Annotated in this window: 22 protein-coding genes, 3 tRNA genes and 1 pseudogene; 12 read left to right on the forward strand and 14 right to left on the reverse strand. The window is 67.6% G+C overall.

What is annotated here, in order from left to right:
- Positions 1–22: 22 nt before the first annotated feature.
- From ACI3KU_RS17950 to hpt, 8 genes are all read right to left on the reverse strand, one after another.
- Positions 23–505 (reverse strand): DUF3180 domain-containing protein, encoded by a 483-nt coding sequence (locus ACI3KU_RS17950; protein ID WP_404923705.1) that lies wholly within the window; start codon positions 503–505, stop codon positions 23–25.
- Positions 502–1026: a 2-amino-4-hydroxy-6-hydroxymethyldihydropteridine diphosphokinase gene (gene folK / locus ACI3KU_RS17955; RefSeq protein WP_404923706.1), complete on the reverse strand. Its 525-nt coding sequence runs from the start codon at positions 1024–1026 to the stop codon at positions 502–504. Before folK ends, ACI3KU_RS17950 begins: the two co-directional genes overlap by 4 nt.
- The gene (gene folB, locus ACI3KU_RS17960) at positions 1023–1382 is read right to left on the reverse strand and encodes a dihydroneopterin aldolase (RefSeq protein WP_404923707.1); all 360 of its coding nucleotides are present in this window, start codon (positions 1380–1382) and stop codon (positions 1023–1025) included. The genes folK and folB overlap by 4 nt, the downstream gene beginning before the upstream one ends.
- Positions 1382–1543, reverse strand: a complete 162-nt coding sequence (locus ACI3KU_RS17965) for a hypothetical protein (protein ID WP_404923708.1) — start codon at positions 1541–1543, stop codon at positions 1382–1384. The genes folB and ACI3KU_RS17965 overlap by 1 nt, the downstream gene beginning before the upstream one ends.
- A complete protein-coding gene (gene folP, locus ACI3KU_RS17970; protein ID WP_404923709.1) occupies positions 1540–2340 on the reverse strand; it encodes a dihydropteroate synthase in 801 nt (266 codons plus the stop codon). The genes ACI3KU_RS17965 and folP overlap by 4 nt, the downstream gene beginning before the upstream one ends.
- Positions 2337–2945 (reverse strand): GTP cyclohydrolase I, encoded by a 609-nt coding sequence (gene folE / locus ACI3KU_RS17975; protein ID WP_404923710.1) that lies wholly within the window; start codon positions 2943–2945, stop codon positions 2337–2339. The genes folP and folE overlap by 4 nt, the downstream gene beginning before the upstream one ends.
- Before the next feature lies 1 nt (position 2946).
- Entirely contained in the window at positions 2947–4947 is a 2001-nt protein-coding gene (ftsH, locus tag ACI3KU_RS17980; RefSeq protein WP_404923711.1) for an ATP-dependent zinc metalloprotease FtsH, read from the reverse strand.
- Positions 4948–5084: 137 nt separating this feature from the next.
- Positions 5085–5636, reverse strand: a complete 552-nt coding sequence (gene hpt / locus ACI3KU_RS17985) for a hypoxanthine phosphoribosyltransferase (protein WP_404923712.1) — start codon at positions 5634–5636, stop codon at positions 5085–5087.
- Between the two features lie 115 nt (positions 5637–5751).
- Here hpt and ACI3KU_RS17990 point away from each other — a divergent pair, with 115 nt between their 5' ends.
- From ACI3KU_RS17990 to ACI3KU_RS18000, 3 genes are all read left to right on the forward strand, one after another.
- Positions 5752–6303 carry a DUF937 domain-containing protein gene (locus ACI3KU_RS17990; protein WP_404923713.1) on the forward strand — a complete coding sequence of 184 codons (552 nt, stop codon included), beginning with the start codon at positions 5752–5754 and terminating at the stop codon, positions 6301–6303.
- A gap of 319 nt (positions 6304–6622) precedes the next feature.
- On the forward strand, positions 6623–6811 hold the full coding sequence (locus ACI3KU_RS17995) for a hypothetical protein (RefSeq protein ID WP_404923714.1): 189 nt from the start codon (positions 6623–6625) through the stop codon (positions 6809–6811).
- Complete coding sequence (locus ACI3KU_RS18000; RefSeq protein WP_404923715.1) at positions 6808–7014, forward strand: hypothetical protein; 207 nt, start codon at positions 6808–6810, stop codon at positions 7012–7014. Before ACI3KU_RS17995 ends, ACI3KU_RS18000 begins: the two co-directional genes overlap by 4 nt.
- Positions 7015–7031: 17 nt before the next feature.
- Here the strand turns inward: ACI3KU_RS18000 and tilS are convergent, their stop codons facing one another.
- Positions 7032–8006 (reverse strand): tRNA lysidine(34) synthetase TilS, encoded by a 975-nt coding sequence (gene tilS / locus ACI3KU_RS18005; RefSeq protein WP_404923716.1) that lies wholly within the window; start codon positions 8004–8006, stop codon positions 7032–7034.
- Positions 8007–8432: 426 nt separating this feature from the next.
- Between tilS and ACI3KU_RS18010 the strand changes: the two genes are divergently transcribed.
- A complete protein-coding gene (locus ACI3KU_RS18010; protein ID WP_404923717.1) occupies positions 8433–8924 on the forward strand; it encodes an inorganic diphosphatase in 492 nt (163 codons plus the stop codon).
- Between the two features lie 341 nt (positions 8925–9265).
- On the opposite strand, the gene ACI3KU_RS18015 is transcribed toward ACI3KU_RS18010, so the two are convergent.
- Positions 9266–10687 (reverse strand): M23 family metallopeptidase, encoded by a 1422-nt coding sequence (locus tag ACI3KU_RS18015; RefSeq protein WP_404923718.1) that lies wholly within the window; start codon positions 10685–10687, stop codon positions 9266–9268.
- A gap of 246 nt (positions 10688–10933) precedes the next feature.
- Between ACI3KU_RS18015 and ACI3KU_RS18020 the strand changes: the two genes are divergently transcribed.
- The 3 genes from ACI3KU_RS18020 to ACI3KU_RS18030 all read left to right on the forward strand — a co-directional run bounded on the left by ACI3KU_RS18020 (position 10934) and on the right by ACI3KU_RS18030 (position 11243).
- A tRNA-Glu gene (locus ACI3KU_RS18020) sits at positions 10934–11006 on the forward strand.
- Between the two features lie 22 nt (positions 11007–11028).
- Positions 11029–11102 (forward strand) — tRNA-Asp (locus ACI3KU_RS18025).
- Positions 11103–11170: 68 nt separating this feature from the next.
- Positions 11171–11243, forward strand: a tRNA-Phe gene (locus ACI3KU_RS18030).
- A gap of 206 nt (positions 11244–11449) precedes the next feature.
- On the opposite strand, the gene ACI3KU_RS18035 is transcribed toward ACI3KU_RS18030, so the two are convergent.
- Entirely contained in the window at positions 11450–12343 is an 894-nt protein-coding gene (locus ACI3KU_RS18035) for an RNA polymerase sigma-70 factor (protein WP_404923719.1), read from the reverse strand.
- A gap of 195 nt (positions 12344–12538) precedes the next feature.
- Between ACI3KU_RS18035 and ACI3KU_RS18040 the strand changes: the two genes are divergently transcribed.
- Entirely contained in the window at positions 12539–13294 is a 756-nt protein-coding gene (locus tag ACI3KU_RS18040; RefSeq protein ID WP_404923720.1) for an SDR family oxidoreductase, read from the forward strand.
- A 41-nt stretch (positions 13295–13335) separates the two neighbouring features.
- On the opposite strand, the pseudogene ACI3KU_RS18045 reads toward ACI3KU_RS18040, so the two are convergent.
- Positions 13336–15644 (reverse strand): annotated as a pseudogene (locus tag ACI3KU_RS18045) (transketolase-like TK C-terminal-containing protein).
- A gap of 218 nt (positions 15645–15862) precedes the next feature.
- Here ACI3KU_RS18045 and ACI3KU_RS18050 point away from each other — a divergent pair.
- On the forward strand, positions 15863–16324 hold the full coding sequence (locus ACI3KU_RS18050; protein ID WP_404923721.1) for an Lrp/AsnC family transcriptional regulator: 462 nt from the start codon (positions 15863–15865) through the stop codon (positions 16322–16324).
- A gap of 198 nt (positions 16325–16522) precedes the next feature.
- On the opposite strand, the gene ACI3KU_RS18055 is transcribed toward ACI3KU_RS18050, so the two are convergent.
- Positions 16523–17401, reverse strand: coding sequence for an NAD-dependent epimerase/dehydratase family protein (locus tag ACI3KU_RS18055; RefSeq protein ID WP_404923722.1), 879 nt, complete (start codon positions 17399–17401; stop codon positions 16523–16525).
- Positions 17402–17475: 74 nt separating this feature from the next.
- Between ACI3KU_RS18055 and ACI3KU_RS18060 the strand changes: the two genes are divergently transcribed.
- From ACI3KU_RS18060 to ACI3KU_RS18070, 3 genes are all read left to right on the forward strand, one after another.
- Positions 17476–18048 carry a YdeI family protein gene (locus ACI3KU_RS18060; RefSeq protein WP_404923723.1) on the forward strand — a complete coding sequence of 191 codons (573 nt, stop codon included), beginning with the start codon at positions 17476–17478 and terminating at the stop codon, positions 18046–18048.
- 141 nt (positions 18049–18189) lie between these two features.
- Positions 18190–19512 (forward strand): SWIM zinc finger family protein, encoded by a 1323-nt coding sequence (locus tag ACI3KU_RS18065; protein ID WP_404923724.1) that lies wholly within the window; start codon positions 18190–18192, stop codon positions 19510–19512.
- Positions 19509–22658, forward strand: coding sequence for a hypothetical protein (locus ACI3KU_RS18070; RefSeq protein ID WP_404923725.1), 3150 nt, complete (start codon positions 19509–19511; stop codon positions 22656–22658). The genes ACI3KU_RS18065 and ACI3KU_RS18070 overlap by 4 nt, the downstream gene beginning before the upstream one ends.
- 63 nt (positions 22659–22721) lie before the next feature.
- On the opposite strand, the gene ACI3KU_RS18075 is transcribed toward ACI3KU_RS18070, so the two are convergent.
- Entirely contained in the window at positions 22722–22808 is an 87-nt protein-coding gene (locus ACI3KU_RS18075; protein ID WP_404921683.1) for an IS3 family transposase, read from the reverse strand.

The raw sequence follows: 22808 nt of genomic DNA on the forward strand, positions 1-22808 counted from the left end.
GGGCGGCGCAACCGGCCGGAAGTCAGGGGTGGGCGGGAGCTGCGGGTTCGTCGGGTCCTGGGGCGTTGTCATCGTCGTCCTTCGGGAGCGTGCAGAAACTCTCGGCCACCAGCGCCGCGATGACGAGCATGACACCCGTCCCGACGGTCACGGCGATGACCGTCATCGAGCCTACCCGTGGTGGCACCGGACGCAGCAGCAGGAAAACTGCCAGTCCGAGCGCGAATCCGCCGATCGCCGAGCCCAAGACGCTCGACGCCTTGGCCAGCACCGCCACCCGCAGCGCACGGAACGGGTCGACGCGGGCACCGCCGTGGGTTGCCCGCCGGATCGGCCAGGCCAGAATCAGCACGGCGATCGCGATGATCACCTGAGCCACCGCGAGCACCCAGTCGGGAGTGAACGTGGATCGCCCGAAACTCGTCAGCAGCAGGTCGGTGCCGTACCCCAGCACCGCTGCGATCGCCGCGATCAGGGCGAGAACCGCTCCCCGTGTGCGCTTCATGAGCGCAGCCCCGCCAACAGGTCGGCGACGCGGCCGTGTCCCGGAAGGACAGCGTCGGGATCCAGCTCAGACCACGGGCCCAGCACGAAGCTGCGCTCGTGCGCGCGCGGGTGCGGCAGCGTGAGCTGGGGGTCGGTGCTGTGCAGATCGCCGTAGGAGATCATGTCGAGATCCAGCGTGCGATCGCCCCACCGCTCGAGGCGGACCCGACCGTGTTCGCTCTCGATACGCTGCAGATAGCCCAGCAGCACGGTCGGCGCGAGCCGGGTGCGGATGATCGCGACGGCGTTAAGATACTCCGGCTTGCTCGGGTCGGGACCCGTCGGTGTCACGGCAACCGATCGGATCACCGGGGAAAAGCGCAGGTCATCCACCAGCGGCAGTCGACCGATCTCCGCCGCGGCTGCCTCGAGCGTGCCTTCGCGATCCCCGAGGTTGGATCCCAGCGCGATCACGACGTCCACGGCCTTGCGTCCGGTGCGCTCCGGAGTCGGCAGGGCGCGGGCCAGGTCGCGGCTCACGAGCGTTCCCGATGCACGGTGACGGAGACGTCGGAGAAGGCGCGCTCGATCGGCGCGTGCGGTTTATGAACGGTGATCGACACCGCTCGCACCCGCGGGTCCGAGAGCGCGGCGGTCGCGAGGCGGTCCGCCAGCGTCTCGATGAGGTCCACCGGCTCGCCGCCGATGATGTCGGCGAAGGTCTCGGCCAGCTCTCCGTAGTGCACGGTGTCGCGGACGTCATCGCTCGCTGCGGCGGGTGCCAGGTCAATCCGCAGCGTGGCATCGACGGTGAAGTCCTGCCCCTGCTCGCGCTCGAAGTCGAAGACCCCGTGCCGCCCGAAGACGGTGAGGCCGGTCAGCGTGATCTCATCCATCACTGCCACCCTCCCATGCCCGGCATGCATCGCACACGCCGAGGATCGCGCGCCGCTTCGACCGGCTCACGGAATGCCGCGCGACCGATGGGACCCGGTGCCCGGCGTTCGCGATGGCTCAGGTCGGAGCGGAACGGCTCCTTGCGGAAGTGCTCGGTCATCGCTCTTCCCCTTTCCACGCCGACCGCACGGCCAGCGCATCGCGCGTGGCCGCGGCGTTGTGCACACGCACCGCCCATGCACCCGCGTCGGCCGCGAGCACGCTGGTGACCGCCGTGGCCAGATCCCGACGCTCCTCGTCCGCGTCATCACCGAGAACGGGCAGGAAGAAGCGCTTGCGACTCGTGCCGACGAGGACCCGCAGCCCCAGCGCCGTAACCGCATCCAGCTCACGAAGCAGAGCCCAATTCTGTTCGGCCGTCTTCGCGAAGCCGATGCCCGGATCCAGCACGATGCGCGACGGATTGATCCCGGCAGCCGCCGCCTGCTCGACTCGGTCGAGGAGTTCCGCTGCCACCTCGTCGCCGATACGGGCATACTCCGCTCGCGCGTACATGTCGGAGGAGGGGCCGCGCCAGTGTCCCAGCACGTAATCGGCGTCCGTCTCGGCCACAGCGGCGAGCATCTCGGGATCTGCCAGACCGCCGGCCACGTCGTTCACGTACCGAGCGCCCGCGGCTACCGCAGCCCGCGCCGTGGCCGCGTTCATGGTGTCCACCGACAGCACGGCGCCTTCGGCAGCGAGCGCCTCGATCACCGGAACCACGCGATCGATCTCGACGGAGACGGGTACGCGTTCCGCACCGGGCCGCGTCGATTCGCCGCCGATGTCCAGCACGGTGGCGCCGTCGGCTCGGAGGCGTCGTCCCTGCTCACGCGCGGCGGTCGTGTCGAGATACCGACCCCCGTCGCTGAACGAATCGGGGGTGACGTTCACGATGCCCCAGATGCCGATCATCGCGGGTCCGTTCCGGGGTCCCCACCGCGGGCGATCAGCGCGATGATCTCGCTGCGCGCGGCGGGTTCCGACAGAGCTCCGCGGGCGGCGACGGTGATCGTGGAGGCCAGGGGCTGGCGACCGCCGCGGGCTGTCACGCACTGATGGCTGGCGTCGAGCACGACGAGCACGCCGCGGGCCGCCAGCGCCGTCGCGATGGTGTCGGCGATCTGCTCACCGAGTCGTTCCTGCACCTGCGGCCGTGCGGCAAGGATGTCGACCACCTTGGGCAGTGCCCCCAGTCCCACCACCGCGCTTCCCGGCAGGTACGCGATGTGCGCGATGCCGAGGAACGAGAGCAGATGGTGCTCGCACGTTGAGCGGAACTGGATGTCGCGCAGGATGACCGCGCCGCTCGGCTCCGTCTCTGGTGCCGGACCGTGGGCCACACTGATCGTGTGAGCGAGTGGGGCTGCCGGGTCTTCGCCCACCCCGGCGAAGAACTCCGCGTACGACGCCGCGACCCGGTCCGGTGTTCCCACCAGGCCGGGTCGAGCGGGATCTTCGCCGATCGCCTCGATCAGCTCCCGGACGAGGGCGGCGACGCGAGGCTGGTCGACGCTCACGTCAGGCGGTAGCCGGTCGGGGGTGTCCGCCACCCGTCTCGGGCTGCGCCGCGGTGGCGGTTGCGGCCGTGCGCGCGTCAGCCTGCTCTGCCGCAACATTCGCGGCACGCGGGATCTGGATCGGAGGCAGCGCCGAAACCGGACGCCGGTCGCTGGAGAGCCACTGCTGACGCGGCGGCAGCTTCTTCACATCCTTGAAGATCTCCTCGAGCTGCACGTGGTCCAGCGTCTCCTTCTCCATGAGCTCGAGAGCGAGGCGGTCCAGGATGTCGCGGTTGGCGTTGATGACCTCATACGCCTCGTTGTGCGCCTGCTCGATGAGGTCGCGCACCTGCTGATCGACGCGCTCGGCGACCGACTCGGAGTAGTCGCGGTCATGGCCCATGTCGCGGCCATAGAACATCTCACCGCTGCCGCCACCGAGCTTCACCGGGCCCACGGCCGCGGTCATGCCGTACTCGGTGACCATCTTGCGGGCCGTGGAGGTGGCCTTCTCGATGTCGTTCGCGGCACCCGAGGTGGGGTCGTGGAACACGATCTCCTCGGCCACACGACCACCCATGGCATACGCCATCTGGTCCTGCAGCTCGTTGCGGGTGACGGAGTACTTGTCATCCAGCGGCATCACCATCGTGTAGCCGAGTGCCTTGCCGCGGGGCAGGATCGTCATCTTGGTGACCGGGTCGGTGTGGTTCATCGCCGCAGCGGCGAGAGCGTGACCGCCCTCGTGGTACGCGGTGATGAGCTTCTCCTTGTCGTTCATCACGCGCGTGCGGCGCTGCGGTCCGGCGATGACACGGTCGATGGCCTCATCCAGCGCGCGGTTGTCGATCAGCTGCGCGTTGGAGCGCGCGGTGAGCAGCGCGGCCTCGTTCAAGACGTTCGCGAGATCGGCACCGGTGAAACCCGGGGTCTTGCGGGCGACGACCTCGAGGTCGACCGAGTCGGCCAGCGGCTTGCCGCGTCCGTGCACCTCGAGGATGCGCAGGCGACCCTTCAGATCGGGAGCATCGACGCCGATCTGACGATCGAAGCGACCCGGGCGAAGCAGCGCGGGGTCGAGGATGTCGGGGCGGTTGGTGGCCGCGATCACGATGACGTTGGCCTTGGGGTCGAAGCCGTCCATTTCGACGAGCATCTGGTTCAGGGTCTGCTCGCGCTCGTCGTGACCGCCGCCCATACCGGCTCCGCGGTGGCGACCGACGGCGTCGATCTCGTCGATGAAGATGATGGCGGGCGCGGATTCCTTCGCCTGTGTGAACAGGTCGCGCACGCGGCTGGCGCCGACACCGACGAACATCTCGACGAAGTCCGAGCCGGAGATCGAGTAGAACGGAACGCCCGCTTCACCGGCAACGGCGCGCGCGAGCAGGGTCTTACCGGTTCCGGGAGGGCCGTACAGCAGCACACCCTTGGGGATGCGGGCACCGAGCGCCTGGAACTTGCTGGGCTCCTTGAGGAAGTCCTTGATCTCCTCAAGCTCCTCGATCGCTTCGTCTGCACCGGCGACATCGGCGAACGTGACGCTGGGCATGTCCTTCGTGGCGAGCTTCGCGCGCGACTTGCCGAACTGCATCACCTTGCCGCCGCCCTGGGCGTTGGACAGCATCAGCCAGAACAGCAGACCGAGCAGCAGCATCGGGATCAGCAGCGACAGCATGCTTCCCCACCAGTTGGGCTGCGGCACCGCGTCGTTGAAGCCCTCCTTGGGAGCGGCCTCGTTGACTGCCTCTACGACATCGGCTGCGCGCGCGCCGATGTAGTAGAACTGCACCGAGGTTGCACCCTCGTACGCCTTGTCGAGCTTGAGGTCGACGCGCTGGTCGCCGTCGGTGATGACCGCTTCGGTCACCGTGCCGCTCTTCAGGAGGTCGAAGCCCTCTTCGGTCTTGACCTCCTTCGCGCCGGTCAAGCCGGAGATGAGGAAGAAACCGACCAGAAGCAGCACTCCGATGAGCGCCACATAGATGAGCGGATTGCGGGTGAGCTTCTTGAAGTCCATGGTGCGGGGATTCCCCAATGCCCTTCTGTCGACAGACGCCTCTCGGCGTATCCCTCAGGCTATCCTGACGTTCCTTTGGCCTTGCTGGTATTCGCCCACGGCGTACGCGTGGGAATGTCCAGCCCGCGCGGGAGAACTCAGCTGTAGACGTGCGGGGCGAGGACCGCGACATCGCGCAGGTTGCGGTAGCTCTCGTTGTAATCCAGGCCGTAACCCACGACGAAGTCATTCGGGATATCGAAGCCGACATAGCGGCAGTCGATCTCGACCTTTGCGGCCTCGGGCTTGCGCAGCAGGGCGAGCACCTCGACGGAGGCCGCACCGCGGGACGCGAAGTTCTCCAGCAGCCACGACAGGGTGAGCCCGGAGTCGATGATGTCCTCGATGATCAGCACGTGCTTGTCGTGGATATCGGTGTCGAGGTCCTTGCGGATCTGCACCACACCGCTGGATTTGGTGCTGGCACCGTAGGAGGACACGGCCATGAAATCAAGCGGCACCAGGATGGGCAGCGCACGGATGAAGTCGCTCATCACCATGATCGCGCCCTTGAGGACACCGACCAGCACGAGGTCCTTGCCCTCGTAGTCCACGGCGACCTGCTGCGCGAGTTCGCGCAGTTTCTCGTGGATCTGCTCCTCGGTGACGAGGACGTCGGTCAGGTCATCGGCGATGTCGGCTGCACGCATGGAGCAATTCTAGGGGCCGCGCCTGTTGTGTAATTCCCCGGTGGTACGGCACAGTGGGGCTTGCGCGGGCTGCCCGATGGCCCATCACGCGCGCCTCTCTACGAAAGGATCTCCCATGGCTGGGATTGAGGACATCCTCGCGAATCTTCCGATCGGCGACATCGCCGCGAAGCTGGGCGTGGACCCCGCAACGGCGACGCAGGCGATCAAGGAGGGTGGCGCGACCATCCTCGGCGGTCTTCACCGCAATGCCGAGAGCGAGGATGGCGCTGCCGCCATTCAGCAGGCGCTCAAGAAGCACGACGCCGACATCGACGTCAGCAATGTGGACGAGGCCGACGGTCAGAAGATCCTCGGACACATCTTCGGCTCCGACAAGCAGGTCGTGGAGCAGAAGCTCACCGAGGACAAGGCCACGGCCGGTATCGACTTCGGCAAGCTGCTGCCGATCCTCGCTCCGATCATCATGAACGTCCTCGCCAAGCAGTCCTCCGGCTCGGCTCCCGCTACGGCGGGCGCGGAGACTTCGAGCGGCGGCATCGGCGACATCATCGGCGGCCTGCTGGGCGGTCTCACCGGTGGCGGCACCTCGTCGTCCTCCGGCGGCGGCATCGACCTCGGCGGTCTGCTCAGCGGCCTCGGCGGGCTCTTCGGCGGCAAGAAGTAACACGACACTCAGACGGCGGTGCACCTTCGTGTGCACCGCCGTCTGCTGTTCTTCGATGTCACCTCTGGTACGGCGTCGTTCGCGTCGGCGTGATGAACGCTCGGGTGACGACATCGACCTCGGCAGTCTCCCCAGTGGCCACCGCGGCCTGTTCTCTGGCAAGAACTCACTCCGCTGCGGACGTCGGCGCACCTCCGTTGTTTGTTTTTCGACATCACCCCTGGTGCGATGCCGTTCGAGTCGTCATGATGGGGCCGATCAGACGGGGGTCGGTATGAACGCGGGGGATGCAAACAGCAGCGGGCGGGGTCGAGAGCGTATGGGCACGTGGTTCGCAGTGCGCGTGTACGGCTTGGCCGCGATCTTCTTCGTCGCCGTAGTGGCGCTGATGATCGGATGGACGCAAGGCGCAGCGGGGCAGGCGGCGCTGACGGTGGGGGTGATCGCGCTCGGTATCTGCGGCGCCATCGGCATCACGTTCGCGATCTTCCCGGGGAGCAGGAAATGAGCGCGGTCGAGGTGCTCGGGGCGATCAGCGTCGTTCTCGCGATGGTGGGGGCACTGGCGGTCGTCGCGGCCCTGGCGTGGCTCATCGTGGGGCTCACGACGTCGTGGAAATCACGCCCGGCACGCGTGGTGCGGATGATCTTCTTCATCCTGGGGATCACGTGCGCCGTGCTGGGGGCGATCCTCGCCTGGGTCCATCCCTGACGCACGCTGTTCGCGGATCAGCGAGCAGTGAAGGTCAGGCGATTGCCGGTGCGAGACGCTGTGCACGCCGGCAGATCGAGCGGCCCCTGTCCGCGCCAATCGGTGACCAGTCGCGCCACCTCGAGGGTCTGAGCACGCGTGAGGCTGACCCCGAACTCGCTCGATACGACGTGTCGGATGATGCGATTGCGGAGCGCGGCGGGGTTCGCGGCGAGAGCGGGGACCGACACGGCGATCCCGGCCTCGGCATGTTCGACGATGTCCTCGATGGTCTCCTCGATCATCTCGGCGAACGCCTCGTTGTCCTCGCGCAGCTGCTCGGCAGTGCGGGCCAGTGCCTGCGCGATACCAGGGCCCAGCTCCGTCTCCAGCACCGGCAGCACCGTGGTGCGCACTCGCACGCGGGTGTATCGAGCGTCGGCGTTGTGGGGGTCATGCCACGGTGTGAGATCCTGCGCGATGCACGCCGCCCGCACGGTTTCGCGACGGATGTCGAGTAGCGGACGGAGTCGACGACCGGCGACGTGTGCCATCCCCTGCAGGCTGGCGGCGCCAGACCCGCGCGCGAGTCCGAGCAGGACCGTCTCCGCCTGGTCGTCGAGGGTGTGCGCCAGCAGGATAGGGCCGGCACCGGCTTCGTCGGCCGCGCGCTCCAACGCGTCATACCGCGCGGTGCGCGCGGTTGCCTCGGGTCCGTCTGGATGATTCGCGTCGACGCTGACCGCGACGACGATCGCATCCAGACCGAGTGCGCGCGCCTGTGCTGACGCTCGCGCGGCGACATCCGCCGATCCATCCTGGAGCCCGTGGTCGATCGTGACCGCACGGGCGCGGATGTCGAGCTTCGGCGCCTCGAACGCGACCGCGGCCGCGAGCGCAAGGGAATCGGCACCCCCGGAGAGGGCGACGATCACGTCCGTACCGCGATGAGGCTCCAGCGCGGTACGCACGGCACGGCGGATCTCGGCGACGGCGGGGTTCAGGGACGGCACTCCCCCACGCTACCCGCTGCGTGCCGCGTCGCCCGTGGTGGGTTGGGTGGGCGGTGACGTCGTGAGTTGAGGACGTGGCGCGAGCATAGGGCCACCGCGCGCGCCACGTCCTCGTTTCGCGGCAATCCACTCAGCGGTCATCGACATGTCCGCCGCTGGCAGTGCAAGGTGGTGCCGTGAGGTGAGGACGGCACCGTGAGGATAGGGCCACCGCGCGCGCCACGTCCTCGTTTCGCCACAATCCACTCAGCGATCATCCCCAGCCAGGGGCACTTCGCGCTCTTCCTGCTCCTGTTGGCTCCCCTCCTCACGTCACTGATCTCGCGAGCGTTGCCGGGGAGTCAGTCGGATGCGCGGATGAAGCGCGCAGACTCGGGCGAGTAGGCTGGTCCCGCATTCCGTCCTGACTTCTCAAGGAGCACACGCATGGGCGCTTACACCGCCACCATCGAGATCCCCCGTGGCAGCCGCGTCAAGTACGAGGTCGACCACGAAACCGGCCGCGTCATGCTGGACCGCGTTCTGTACACGGTCTTCGGTTACCCGGCTGACTACGGCTTCTTCGACAACACGCTGGGTGAGGACGGCGACCCGCTCGACGTGCTCCTGCTCCTCGACCAGCAGCTCTACCCGGGCGTCGGTGTCGACGTCCGCCCCGTTGCCGTTCTGAAGATGAGCGACGAGGCCGGTGGCGACGACAAGGTTGTCGCCGTGCTCGCGAAGGACCCGCGCTGGGCGCACATCCAGGACGTCGATGACATCCCGGAGTTCACGAAGAAGGAGATCTCGCACTTCTTCGAGCACTACAAGGACCTCGAGCCCAACAAGTGGGTCAAGGTCGACGAGTGGGCGAACGCCGCCGAGGCCGAGCGTCTCGTGGTCGAGGCCTTCGACCGCGCCAAGACCGAGGGTCACTGACCTCACACGTCGAAACGGCCGCCCGGTTCGGGCGGCCGTTTCGCGTTTCCGGGGACTGCGGCCACGTCACCGGGTGCGCTTCAGGGTGACGAAGGTGCGCTCGGGTGTGAGCACGACCCGTGGCAGCAACGACCGCTGTCAGTTCCGGCGGGATGACTACCGCGGCCATTGGTCTCACGAACAGCAGCCACCGGGTCCTCGGCCGACAATTCCTGAGACCAATCACACGACTGGTCTCTGATGATGCAGCCAGCAGGCGACATGAGCGCGGAAACTGAGACCGCATGATCGCGGCACAGCAATGGCCCCCGCCGAAGCGGGGGCCATCGTCGTACTGTCGATCAGACCTCGATGCCGAACTGCGCCATGAAAGGCGTCGGGTTGGTGGTTGAGCCGTTGACGTACACCTCGTAGTGCACGTGGCATCCGAAGGAGTTGCCGGTATTGCCCTCGAGTGCGATCACATCGCCGGCATTGACCCATTGGCCGTAGCCGACGAGCAGGCCGCCGTACTGGATGTGACCGTACCCGGTGGCGATGCCGGATCCGTCGTCATTGGAGATGCGGATGTAGTTGCCGTACCCGCCGTTGTAGCCGGAGTAGGCGACGGTGCCGGAGTGCGCGGCGTAGATGTAGCTGCCGCAGCCGGAGGCGAGGTCGACACCCTCGTGGAAACTCGAGGCGCAGTAGCCGCTACCGCACTGGGAGTAGCGGGGGCCGTAGTCGGAGGTCTCGACGCCGTTGCTGGGACGAACCCAGCCGCCGCTGCCATTTCCGCCGTTGCCGCCCGAGGTCGGGGGCGTGTAATCGCCGCCACCGGTGTCGCCGCCACCGGAATTGTTGTTGTTATTGTTCTGCTGCTCCTGCTCGCGACGCTGACGCTCTTCCTCGGCGGCGCGCTGGCGCTCCTCCTCGGCGGCCTTCTCGCGCGCGATGCGCTCCTCTTCGGCAACCCGCACGCCCTCTTCATAGGCGGCGACGACCTTCGTCGTGTTGTCCTTGAGAGCGGCGAGCTGCGCCTCGAGGGTGGCGAGGTTGGCCTGCTGCGCTTCCAGAGCGGCCTGGGCTGCCTGCGCTGCTTCCTGAGCGGCGGCGAACTTCTGCTGCGCTTCGAGCTGGAGGCGGTCACGCTCCGCGCGCTGCACCTCGGCCTGGTTCGTGAGCGACTGCGCGTTGTTGCGGGCGAGAACGGCGGCGTCGTAGATCGCCTTGTTCTGCTCGAGCAGCATGTCGGCCTGACCCAGCTCGCTGAGGATGTCGTCAGCGGACTTCGCGGAATCGGAGAAGAACAGCTGAAGCGTGGTGTCGTCGCCGCCGTTGCGGTAGAGCTGCGCGGCGACTTCGCCGGCCTTCTTGGCCGCATCGGTGGCAGCCTGCGCCTGCTGGTCGGCCTGCGATTGGAGGGTGTCGGCCTTCGACGAGGCGAGCGCGAACGCCTGCTGAGCGTCGAAGTAGGCGTTACCCGCATCCTGCGCGGCCTGCTGCGTCGTGGCGACGTTGTTGTTGAGGGTGGCGATGAGCCCCTCGATCTCGGTGATCTGCCCAGCCTTGGCGGACTCGTCGTTCTTCGCTGCCTGTACGTCGTCCCACGACGGGTAGGTCACCGCGAATGCAGCCGGCGCACCGGGAGCCATGATGGTGCCCGCCACCGCGAAGGTGAGCGCGGCCAGGCCCAGGATGAACCGGCGCGGTCGGGGCGATGTGTGGCGTGAGCGTACGCTCGACGCGCCACGCTTCCGACGCGTGTCAGTACCGGTAAGCAAGATGAGTCCTCCAGACTGCAGGGTCAGTCACATCAACCACAGTAACAACACGAGTCACATTTGTAACGGGTTGATCCCGAAGTTCCTTGTGCATCTTGCACAGACAAGTAGCTCCCTGCGGGCTTGACCTGGGGTTTCTCGCCTGAGATCCGGGTTCGCCACACCCGGGGTTGGGTCAGTTTGTTTTTCGCCTCAGTTTCCGCTTATGCTGGATCGTCGGCAAGTGCGGGACGCAAGCCCCGCTCCGGCCCCATCGTTTAGTGGCCTAGGACGCCGCCCTTTCACGGCGGTAGCACGGGTTCGAATCCCGTTGGGGTCACTCTACAATTGAATATCATCATGGCCCTGTAGCGCAGTTGGTTAGCGTGCCGCCCTGTCACGGCGGAGGTCGCGGGTTCAAGTCCCGTCAGGGTCGCTCCACAGCGACGGGCCCTTTCTCTGAGAGGGCCTTTCGTGTCGGATGCGGCAAACATCAAGCCGTACGGCTCTGTAGCTCAGTTGGTAGAGCGCACGACTGAAAATCGTGAGGTCACGGGATCGACGCCCGTCGGAGCCACACGGACCGTCGTTACAACGGTCCCAGAAACCCTCGCCTAGCTTCTACATGGCGGGGGTTTTGCCTTGCCCTGGCACGGATACTGATACGTCCCGCGCCGGCTTGCAGCACGGCGGCGATGACAGCACCACGCCTCCGATCCACGATGTCGTCTCCGATTCACGATGTCAATGACGCTCGCGGGGCATCACGCGCAAACGCGTCGGTCAGGCGCCTGCCATGACATGCCCCAGCTTCGTGGGGCTCATCAGCCACAGCAGTTGCTCGATCCCGTCGCCGTCGGCAGTGATCGTCACGGCTGTGGTGACCGCACCGTCCTCAACGAGCAACGCAGCAGGCTGACCATTCACCTCCACCCACTCGACATCCTTCCCCACCCAGAAGTGATGCGAGAACGCGGCCACGAACTTCGCCACGCGCGCACGCCCCACCACCGGGATCCGTGCCGCGAGCTTCACCCCGTTGCCGTCGGTGTAGCTGACCACGTCATCCGCGAACAGCCGCTCCAACTCGTCCGCATCGCCTCGTCGCGCGGCCACGAGGAACGCCTCCAGCAGTCGGCGCTGCCGAGACGGCGAGATCTGCGCGCGCTTCGCTGAGGCAAGATGGGCACGCGCGCGGCTCACCAGCTGGCGGGCACTCACCGCACTCGATGAGATGACCTCCGCGATCCGGTCGTAAGGATAATCGAACGCCTCCCGCAGCACGTACGCAGCGCGCTCCGTTGGTGTGAGCTTCTCCAGCAGCAGCAGAATCGCGAACTGCAGCGCCTCAGCCCGCTCGGCGCCGAGCGTCGGATCGGCCTCCGTGTTCACGGGTTCGGGCAGCCACGGACCGATGTAGGTCTCCCGCTTCACGCGAGCCGACTGCAGGACGTTGATCGACAGCCTCGTGATCACGGTTGCGAGGAACGCCGCCGGCTCATCCACCTGCGCGCGGTCCGTGTTCTGCCACCGAATCCACGTGTCCTGGACGAGGTCCTCGGCATCCGACACGGTGCCGAGCATCCGATACGCGATCCCGAACAGACGACCGCGCTGCTCGGTGAAGATCCGCAGGGCCTCGTCGAGGTCAGCATCAACCTGTCGCTCGTCGCTCACCGCAGTCACGCTCAACACTTTCCACCCGTCCCACACACGCTGGCAACACCGATGACCCGAAAGTCCAGACACGGATCCTCGACAGCTCAGACCGGCGACAACGCCGATATGTGACAAGCCGTCACACCTGCGAACGCTGCTCGGTCATCTCTTATGGGCGCCGACTTCGACGCTCCCCCCAGGAAAGGCAGGACCATGGCAAAGATCGTCGTCATCGGAGGAACGGGCCTCATCGGCTCGAAGGTCGTCGCGAAGCTGAATGAGCATGGCCACGAGGCCATCGCCGCGTCGCCCAACACGGGCGTCAACTCGCTCACGGGCGAGGGACTCGCGGAAGTGCTCGTCGGCGCCGACACCGTTGTGGACGTGTCCAACTCCCCCTCCTTCGCACCCGCCGACGTCCTCGACTTCTTCACCACCTCGACCCGCAATCTGCTCGAAGCCGAGGCATCCGCAGGCGTGACGCACCACGTCGCCCTCACGATCGTCGGAACCAACCGGCCGCAGAACATCCCCTACTTCGCGGCGAAGACCGCACAGGAGAACCTGATCCGCGAATCGGCGATCGGATTCTCACTCGTCCACGCGACGCAGTTCTTCGAGTTCGTCGGCAGCATCGCGGACATCTCGACCGAGGGTGACACCGTCTCCCTGCCGGGCGCCCTCATCCAGCCCATCGCCGCCGAGGACGTGGCAACCGCTGTCGCACGCACCGCGGCGGGAAGCCCGGTGGGCGACATCGAGATCGCCGGCCCCGAGGCCTTCGGGATGGACGAGTTCGCGCGTCGGGCTCTCGCGTTCCGCCGCGACTCCCGCACCGTCGTTCGCGACGACTCGGCGCCCTACTACGGAGCGCAGATCGAGGAGCGCACGCTCATCCCCGTCGACGGCGCGCAGATCTTCGCGACCACGCTCGAGGAATGGCTACCCCTCAACCCGCCGCGCAGCTGATCAAACGCGGGGCGTGGCCGACAGGTCGCGCCCCGCACCCGTCACCCCACAAGATCCAGCACCGCGCGCACCTGGGCGTCGGCGTCGATACCGTGCCACCGGTACACGTCGGCGAGATCCCCCGCCTGCCCGAACCGGCTCACCCCGAGATGCCGCGCCGGCACCCCGTGCACACCCGCAAGGAACGCGAGCGCATGCGGGTGGCCGTCCAGCACCGTGATGAGCGGGACCGCACGGTCCGCGGGCAGCACCTGGTCGAGGATCCACGCATCCCCACTCCCCTGGCCGCCGCGCGCCTGCAGTGCCTCGAACAGCAGACCGGGACTGGTCACGCACACCACATCTACGGACACTCCGAGGCCGGCCAGCCGATCCGCCGCGGCGAGAGTATCGGCAACCATCGCGCCCATCGTGACGAGAGTCGCATCCGGCGACACCGCCGACCGCAGGCGATACCCGCCGGCCACCACCTGGCGCCGCCGCCGCTCGCGCGCCGCGGCATCCGAGGGAATCGCGGCGAGCGACTGATCCACCGGCTTCGTCGACAGCCGCAGGTACGCGGACTTGCCGCCGGGCCGCCCCATCTGTGACATCGCGGCGAGCAGGGTCCACTCCACCTCCTGCGCGAACGCCGGCTCGTAGCTCAGGCACTCCGGCTGCTCCAGGCCGATCGACGGCGTCTTGATCGACTGATGCGCACCGCCCTCAGCCGCCAGCGAGACACCGGACGGTGTACCGATGAGAATCGACTGCCCACCGGCGTACATCCCATACGACCACGGCTCCAGCGCCCGCTCGACGAACGGGTCGTAGAGCACGCCGATCGGGAACAGCGGCTGGCCCCAACGGCTCCACGTCGAGCCCAGTTCGCCGAGGAGGCTGACGAGGTTCACCTCCGCGATCCCCAGCTCGATGTGCTGGCCGCTCGGCCGCTCACGCCAGTGCATGATCATCTCGGGATCATCGTCGAACCAGTCCTGACGATCGCTCGTCGACCACACGCCCACCTTGTTGAGCCAGCCGGCGAGGTTCGTGCTCGAACTCACGTCAGGGCTCGCCGTGACCACTCGCCTCGCCACCTCCGGGCCGAACGCGTGAGATCCAGCAGGACCCGCCCCAGCGCAGCCTGCGTGGTGCCGGTCCCGCCCGGCGTGCGACCGAAATCCGCAGGAACAGCGGGCGGCGACGACGAGACGACCGGCTCCCGACGCAGGTGAGCCCCCACGCCGCCGCAGAGCTGACCTTCAGGGGAGTCCTCAGTGAACCGCTGCCACGGCGCGGACGGATCCATTCCCACGGTCCCTGCCAGCTCCGCGTACTGCTCGTGAGTCAGCAGCGACGAGTGATTCTGCGGGTGGCCGGCGGTCGGCAGCCCATTCCCCTTGATCGTGTACGCGATGATGACGGTCGGGCGGTCATCGTCGATCGCCGCGAACGCCTCCCGCAGCGCGGCGAGATCATGGCCGCCGAGGTTGCGGATCGTCTCGACCAGCTCGACATCTGACACCTCCGACAGCAGCGCGCGAATGGCGTCCTCAGTGCCAGGAAGCCGATGACGCACCTCGCTCGCCGAGCAGCGCAGCAGGCGCTGATACTCGGCGTTCGGCATCGCCAGGATCCGCTCGCGAAGCTGCGCGCCACCCGGACGCGCGAAGAGCTCCTCCAGTCGCGCGCCGAACGGCACCGTGATCACCTGCCAGCCCGCAGCAGCGAACATCCGCTCGATCTTGCCCGCGGCGATGTTCGGCACCACACGATCCAGCGACTGCCGGTTCAGATCCACGATCCAGACGATCTCGCCGAGGTCGGGCACGTGCGGATCCAGCAGCGCTTCCCAGATCGCCCCCTCGTCGAGTTCGGCATCGCCGACGAGGGAGTACTGCCGACCACGCGGGGAGTCGCCCGAGAGCGTTGCGGCATAGCGCCGTGAGATCGCGCCCCAGATCGGGGCCGTGGCACCGATGCCGACCGATCCCGTCGAGTAGTCGACGGGATCGGGATCCTTCGACCGACTCGGGTAGCTCTGAATGCCGCCGAACTGGCGCAGCGAGGTCATCTGCGTGTCGCTCAGCTCGCCGAGAAGATAGTGGATCGCGTGCAGCACCGGGGAGGCGTGGGGCTTCACCGACACTCGATCCTCCGGCCGCAGCTGCTCGAACCACAGCGAGGTCATGATCGTCGCGATCGATGCGCTCGATGCCTGATGCCCGCCGACTTTCAGCCCGGAGACATTGGGGCGGACGCGGTTGGCGTGATGGATCATCGACGTCGCCAGCCAGAGCACGCGCTTTTCGATGGCCGCGAGCGCGGTCAGATCCACCGGTGACGGGGCAAGGACAGAAGAGGGCATGGCATCTCCTCGGGAGGCCGGCGCGTCATCGCGTCGACAGCGGTGCTCCGGCCCTTCTGGGGCGTCACGCCGATCGCGTTGTGGGCGGTGCAGTGGGAGCGATGGGAAGCAGATCTGTCGAATAGTCGACCAGCAGGTGTCGCGATGAACAAGATGAGACTTGTATCTTGATCAGAACGCGCAAAGCTTTCCTGCGTGAGCAAAGGAGCCTGATCATCGTGAAGCACCCCACGGCCGCCGACCGAACCGACCGATCGCTGCTACGCCACCTGATCCGCGACCCGGGAGCCACCATCGTCGCGCTGGCGGAACGCACCGGGCTGGCCCGCAACACCGTGCGAGCGCGCCTGTCGCGCTACGACGAAGACGGCACGCTGCGCTCGTTCGAACGTCGCATCGACCCGGCCGTGCTCGGCTACCCGATGAGCGCCTTCATCCTCACCCGTGTCACGCAGCGCAAGCTCGACAGCGTCGGCGCGGCCCTCATGACGATCCCTGAAGTAGTCGAAGTTCTCGGCCTGTCCGGCATCACCGACCTCATGATCCGCGTCGTCGCTCGCGACGCGGACGATCTGTACCGCATCGCGGGTCGAATCCTCGATGTCGACGGTGTGAAGCGAACGACCACGGGCCTCATCATGCGGGAGATGGTGCCGCACCGCGTGCAACAGCTGCTGTGATGACCACCTCGGATCCTGTTCTGAAACGAGGAGATTGTCGCGAAAGGAGGACGACGGCGGCGATGGAGCACTTCGCCTGCGTCATCGTCCTCCTTTCGCAGCACGGCATCGCCGGCCGGACGGGCGGGTGACGGGCCATCCCCGCACTGCGGCTATGACGTCGGGAAGGGGCGCCCGACTCAGGTCCGCAGACCGAACTCAGCTCCGCGCGCCGTCGTCCTGTCCGAGATAGCTGCCATCCGCGAGCTGCTCCACAAGCGGACGCGCGACCGGCTGCCATCCCAACTCGGTCCGCGCCTTCGCGCCCGTGGCCTGCTCGTCGAGCAGCAGAGCGTCGGCAAACGCTTCTCCGAGACGCGCACGGCTCTTCTCAACGCTCTCCGCGCGCACGCCCGCGGTCACGCCGAAGCCGGCAGCGATCGCCTCGCCCAGTTCGCGAACGGTCGGGTTGTGTCCTGAAGCGCCGATGTACGTGTCGCCCGCGCGTCCGCTCTCCAGCGCCCGAACATACAGCACCGCGAGGTCGTCGACGTCGACCGTGCTCCAGTGCTGGCTGCCGTCGCCGATCAGCTGCACTCCGCCCTCGGTGTTGTCGGTGAGCAGCCGAATCAGACCGGCACCGCGGCCGGCGACCAGCGCGGGCACGACGACCGTGCCGCGGATGCCGGGAGCACCCAGAACCGCGGCCTCCCCCGCGCCGCGCCACACGGTGAGGGCGGGGCGATCGAGCGGAGACTCCTCGGTGATCGCGCTTCCGGTGCCGTAGCTCCAGATTCCACCGGTGTGCACGAACGGCTTGCCGGTGCCCGCGATCGCATGGAGCACGGCGTCGATGAACGGGCCGTCACCGTCGGAAGTCGAGGCCGTGTGGACGATACCGTCCGCTGCTACCGCCGCCGTGGCGATGAGCTCGCCATCCGAGACATCGCCGACGAGCGCGGTCGCGCCGGCCTGCTCGACGATGCGGGCCTTCGTCTCGTCGCGCACGAGGGCGATCACATCGTGACCTTCCGCGCGCAGGCGCTCGAGAACGGAGGTGCCGATGTAGCCGGTCGCGCCGGTGAGAAGAACCTTCATGCTTTCGCGAACGCCGCACAGGCCCGGTCGTATTCCCCCGTCCCGATGTCAGACGTCCCTGCCATGATCGGGGCATGGGGAAACTCGAGGATGCCGAAGAGGTCGTCGTCACGTCCGCTGCCGAATGGCGCGACTGGCTGGAGGCAAACGCCGCCACCTCCACCGGGGTGTGGGTGCTGATGCCGAAAGACGCCTCGACAACGCGTGGCGATCTGTATGCGCCGCTGGTGGAGGAAGCACTCTGCTTCGGCTGGATCGATGCGGTCGCGCGTCCCGGTGACACTCACGCCAAGCTCTGGTTCGCACCACGCTCTCCGAAGAGCGCGTGGGCCGCGTCCAACAAGGAGCGCGTGAGCCGTCTCCTCGCCGAGGGGCGCATGACCCCGGCGGGCCAGGCATTGATCGACGCGGCACAGGCGAACGGCATGTGGACGGTGCTGGAGGGCCCCGAAGCCGGCATCGAGCCTGATGAGCTGAGGGCTGCGCTTGACGCGAAGCCGGAAGCTCGCGCGACATGGGACGCGTTCTCCCCCAGCGCGCGCAAGCTCGCGCTCACCCACATCGCGATGGCACGAACACCCGTCACCGTCACGCGACGCATCGAGACGATCGTGGCCGCGGCGGCCCGAGGGGAGAAGGCGCTGTGACCGAGCGGGACTTGATGTTCATCGTCGCGATCACCATCGTCGGCGGGACACTGGTGGCGTTCCTCGTGAACTGGTGGCGAGGACGGGGCGGCCGAGGTGGGGACGAATGAGGCTGCTCCCCCCATCGATAGGCTGGACGGCATGAGCGCGCGCGGATACGCCACCGAATCCGAAGCGACCGATTCCTCTCTCTCGCTGGCCCTCGCGCCGGCCCTCACGCCGGCGGGTCTCACCGCATCGCCGAGCTTCTTTCACGGTTTCGCCACCGAACCGCGTGCGGTGGCGCAGGGGCTGGTCACCCTCGCCGACATCACGGCCACCCGCTACTTCCAGCCCGCCCCGACGACCATGCGCGACCCTGTGCTCACCGCCCATGGAGATCGCCTTCGTGCGGAGGTGTTCTCCGCCGACAACAGCGTCTACGCACGCCTGGACCTTCTCTCCTCCGGCCTCGACGGCGGCGACATCGCCTACGGCACCACCAACGTCGACATCGGCACCACCATGAGACGCACGCTCGCCGCCATCACGCGCACCGACCTCCTGCACCTCGATGTCGGCACCGACGGTCTCACCGCGGCCACCCCGAGCACATCCGCGGTCGAGCGGCCGGTGACGATGCCTGATCGCTGGGTACGTGCGCTGGGGAACGCCGCGGAGTTGCACGCGTCGCTGGTCGCACGCTTCACCATCGCGGCAGCACCGGCGCGTGCCTTCGTGGCGTCACTGCCTCCTGCCACTGGCGGCGGGCGCGACGGCTGGCTGACCCCGACGCCCACCGGCATGCGGGTGGCCCCGCGAGCGAGCCCCGACGCCGTCCATGTGAGCGGACTGCACCGCCTCAGCGGTCTCAAACGCCTTCTCACACAGTTGCAGTCACTCACCGTGTATGGCCCGTCGGACGCAGTTGCCGGAGGCGCCGCGGTAGAGGTCGAGATCCCGGGTTCCCGGCTGCTGATCGCGCTCACCGAGAGCGCAACGCGGGGGTACTCCGGCGAGGGTGCCCTGCTCGCCTCACTTGCTGCCACGGATGTGCTCGACAACGCCGCCCTGCTGTCCGCGCTGCTGTCCTTCGACCCGCACATCGACATCGATCGTCTCGCTGCGGATGCCGCACTCGCCCCGGCAGACACGCGTGAGGCGCTGGCTGTCCTCGCCGCATCCGGGCGTGTGGGGTGGGACGTCCGAGAGCAGGCGTTCTTCCACCGCGAGCTGCCGGACGATCCCGACCGCATCGACAGTGACAATCCGCGATTGGTGCGCGCCCGACGCATCGTCGATGCCGCCGGTGTCCGTCGCACCGCCGACACATGGACGGTGGAGGCCGCCAGCAGCGCGCACATCGTACGCGCCACAACGGCCGGTTACTCCTGCACGTGTGTCTGGTACGCACGCCACGGCAGCAGCCGCGGGCCGTGCGCACATGTTCTCGCCGTGATGATTGCAGAAGGGACGGCCTCATGACCGCCGCCGACACCGCTGACGCCGCACTCGCCGAATCACTGCGCCTCTTTCGAGAGCTCGGGTGGGAAGACGCGACCAACGACGACGTTCTCACTCTCCCGCTCGGCACCGCACTGCAGCAGAAGACGGCGAAGGCCGGACTGCTGACGGGCGAATGGTCGTCTCTCGGGCAGACCGGCGATAGCAGCTGGGGCTGGATCAATCACGTCGGCGTCGACACCGATCGGCTCGGCGCCTTCGCCATCCGGCTGGGCGTCCCCGTCAAGCGGGCACTCGAGGTGTTCCCCACCGGGTTGACCGTCGCCGCACAGGGCGAGTTCCTGGCTTCGTGCGGTGAGCAGTTCGTCACTCAGTTCCTCAACCAGCGTCGCGCCCGCATGCGATTCGCCGGCGCGATCGCGTATGCCATCTCCCGTGCGCCGGACATCGCCGTCCCGAACGACATCGGATATCTGGAGAGCTGGGCGACGCGTGCCGATTCAACCATCCGCGTCGCAGATGGCGAGACCACGGGCTTCCCCGAGAACCTGCTCCCCTACGACACGGTGGCCGCTCGATTCGCCGATCATCTCCGCGCGGCGCTGACCTCCGGCGTCACCACCTCGGGCAACTGGATCGGCGTGATCGGGCGGGGCGTGGCCCACGGCCTCATCGAGCGTGACGAGGTCCGCGACCTGGTGCTGCACGCCATGGAATCCGCCCAGCGCCCGATCGATCGCAAAGAGTTCGCGACGGTCCTCATGGACGACCTCACCACCACCGATGCCTATGTGCTCGACCATGTCGGCGTGGTCCTGTCAGCACTGTCGTTCGGCGACGATGCCCTGATCAACCGGTTCGCACCGACGCTGCTCGCCGCCGGTGACGACGATCTCACGCTCCAGGTGATGCTGATCGGTCTGTCGGCCAAGAGCGCGAAGGCGAAGGCGGGAGTGCTTGAGGCGGCCCTGGCGAACCCCGCACCCTCGGCCGAGACAGCAGCGATGATCGGCGAATCCGTCGCCGAGCTGCGCACGGCGAAAGACAAGAAGGTCAGCAAGCTTGCCGAGCGCCTGCTCGACGAATGGGGGCTCGATGCCGAGGCTCCCGTCGTCGCCGCTCCGATCGGCGTGCGTGGACTCTGGCAACCCACGCCTCCCCTCGCCCCCGTCCCGCGATTCGATGCCGGGCCGCCGACAGTGGAGAACCTCACGGCCCTGACCTCCACTCTGCTGGCCGGGCCGGGCGAATCCCTGGACCTTCCCGTCGAGCGATTCCTCGCCACGGCGAACGCGGTGGCTCGCGACGACATCGAGGCCGTTCGTCGCGCGCTGCGCAGCGTGCCGCAGCGCTGGAGTCCCGGCCTGCACCCGGTGCATGGCTGGCGCACCGGCGGCACCATCATCGGCTCCGACGAACTCGATGCCAGCTCGAGTCGGCGTCAATACGACACCGCACCCCGCGCCTGTGCCGCCGCGGTCTTCCAGCGCCTCGGCGAGATCCCGACGCTGCTGTCCACGCCTACCTGGGACGATTACCGCATCGACCCGGGTGACCTCGCGGATCGGCTGGATCGCTACGCCGCCGAAGGCATCGCCGTGCTCGAAGCGGACGTACAGCTCGCGCTCCCGCGGGTCGACCGCAGCCTCCTCAACGACCGCGTTCGGGAGCGACTCGAATCGTCTGCGGTGCCGATCGTGCTGCAGGAAGGCAGCACCCTGCCCGTCACCACGGGCCAGGTGCTCACCAGGTGGTTCGCGACGCCGTTCGAGCACCCCGGCGAGGACAGCGACGGATTCGTCAATCCCATCCCCCCACACCCCGCACTCGTCGACTTCCCGGATCGTCGCGGCACAGCCCGCACCGTTCCCCTCACCGAGTACCCCACCTGGGCAGACGGCGAGCCGGGTTGGCGACAACCAGAGCCCGCTCTGCTGCGCGGCATTCCCAACGGCGAGATTCCGGCGTCGGCTCTGCTGGCCTTCGGTGACGAAGGCGGCCTCGGCCTCGATGCGGCGATCACCGCGTGGAACAACGGCGTCCTGCTGCCGGGAGTCGCACGCGCGCGTCAGCTGAGCTGGCAGGGCGGCATCTCCGCGATCGCCTCGCGCGTGCGCGCCTGGGCGGAACTCGCCGACGCCGGGATGCTCTCGATCGTCTGGCCGCTCGCAGCCGAGGTCATCGACGTCAGCGCGACGGGCGCGCGCATCCCACCCGGCGTCGCCGAGGCGATCGAATTCCTGGAACACATGCTGCCGGAGGCCGAGGCTGCCATCGCGGCGGGCCTGGCCACCCCGGATGCGCTCGCGCTTCCCGGCGTCCGCACCATCGCCGCGCGGACGGGTTCCTCCAACGCCGTCGTCGCCGCGCGCCGACTCGCCGCTCGCCTTCCCGACATCGCCCCAACGGCAGAGGTCGAACGCGAAGATCTGACCGACGAGCAGTTCGCGTCCGTCTGGCCCGCCGTTCCCGACCCGGAGGTGATCGAAGACGGCGCGGTACTCAGCTTCTCCCGCACCCCGGGCAAGCGCGGATCCGCATTCGTCGTCACGCTGACACTCGCCGATGGCAGCGTGCACGAATTCACCAGCGGATGGACCTACGGGCTGGTCAACGAGGGAATCGCGTCGCTCGGTCAGAGCTGGCTGGGCTACGACCCCGAAACCCGCGCGCTGGTCAACCTCACCGAGCGAGAGCGCTCACGTGATGCCCTCCTGTCCCGGTCACTCGTGGTGCTGCTCTTCGCCACCCAGCTCCAGCCCACCCCCGAGACCTACTACTTCGCGGACGCCGCGGCCAAGATCCTCGGGCCGACGCGCGTCGCCGACGCGGTCGACGTCATGCTGGCTTCCGAAGACTTCGATCCGTCCATGCTGGTGCGCCGTCTGTCGCACTACCCCGCCATGCTGCCGTCGCTGTATCCGGTGCTCACGCACGCGATCCGCCACGCCAGCACACTCGAGGGCACTCCGCCCCGATGGCTGGTGCGGATCGTCGATGTGGCCACGGAGTTCGCCCCCGCCCTGCGCGCCGCCGGATCCCACGGGGTCATGTTCCCGGAGGACGCGCAGTGGCCGGGCCTCTCTCACATCGCGGCGACCACGACCTCTGCCGCGGTGAAGCGCAAGTCGGCTGCGCTGCTCGACCTGCTTGATCTCCCGCGCTGACAATGCATGAGGGGCGCCCGGTCATGAACTGGTCCGTGTTTGTTGGACTGGTTTAGGTAAAGCCTAGGCGGCGAGGGTCTGGATCCGGTATTGCACCGGGCTCAGGCCCTCGAGTCGTTCTGTGATGCGGTCGTTGTTGTACCAGCGGAT

It is taken from the genome of Microbacterium sp. ZW T5_56 (genome assembly GCF_044987425.1).
Classification (GTDB): domain Bacteria; phylum Actinomycetota; class Actinomycetes; order Actinomycetales; family Microbacteriaceae; genus Microbacterium.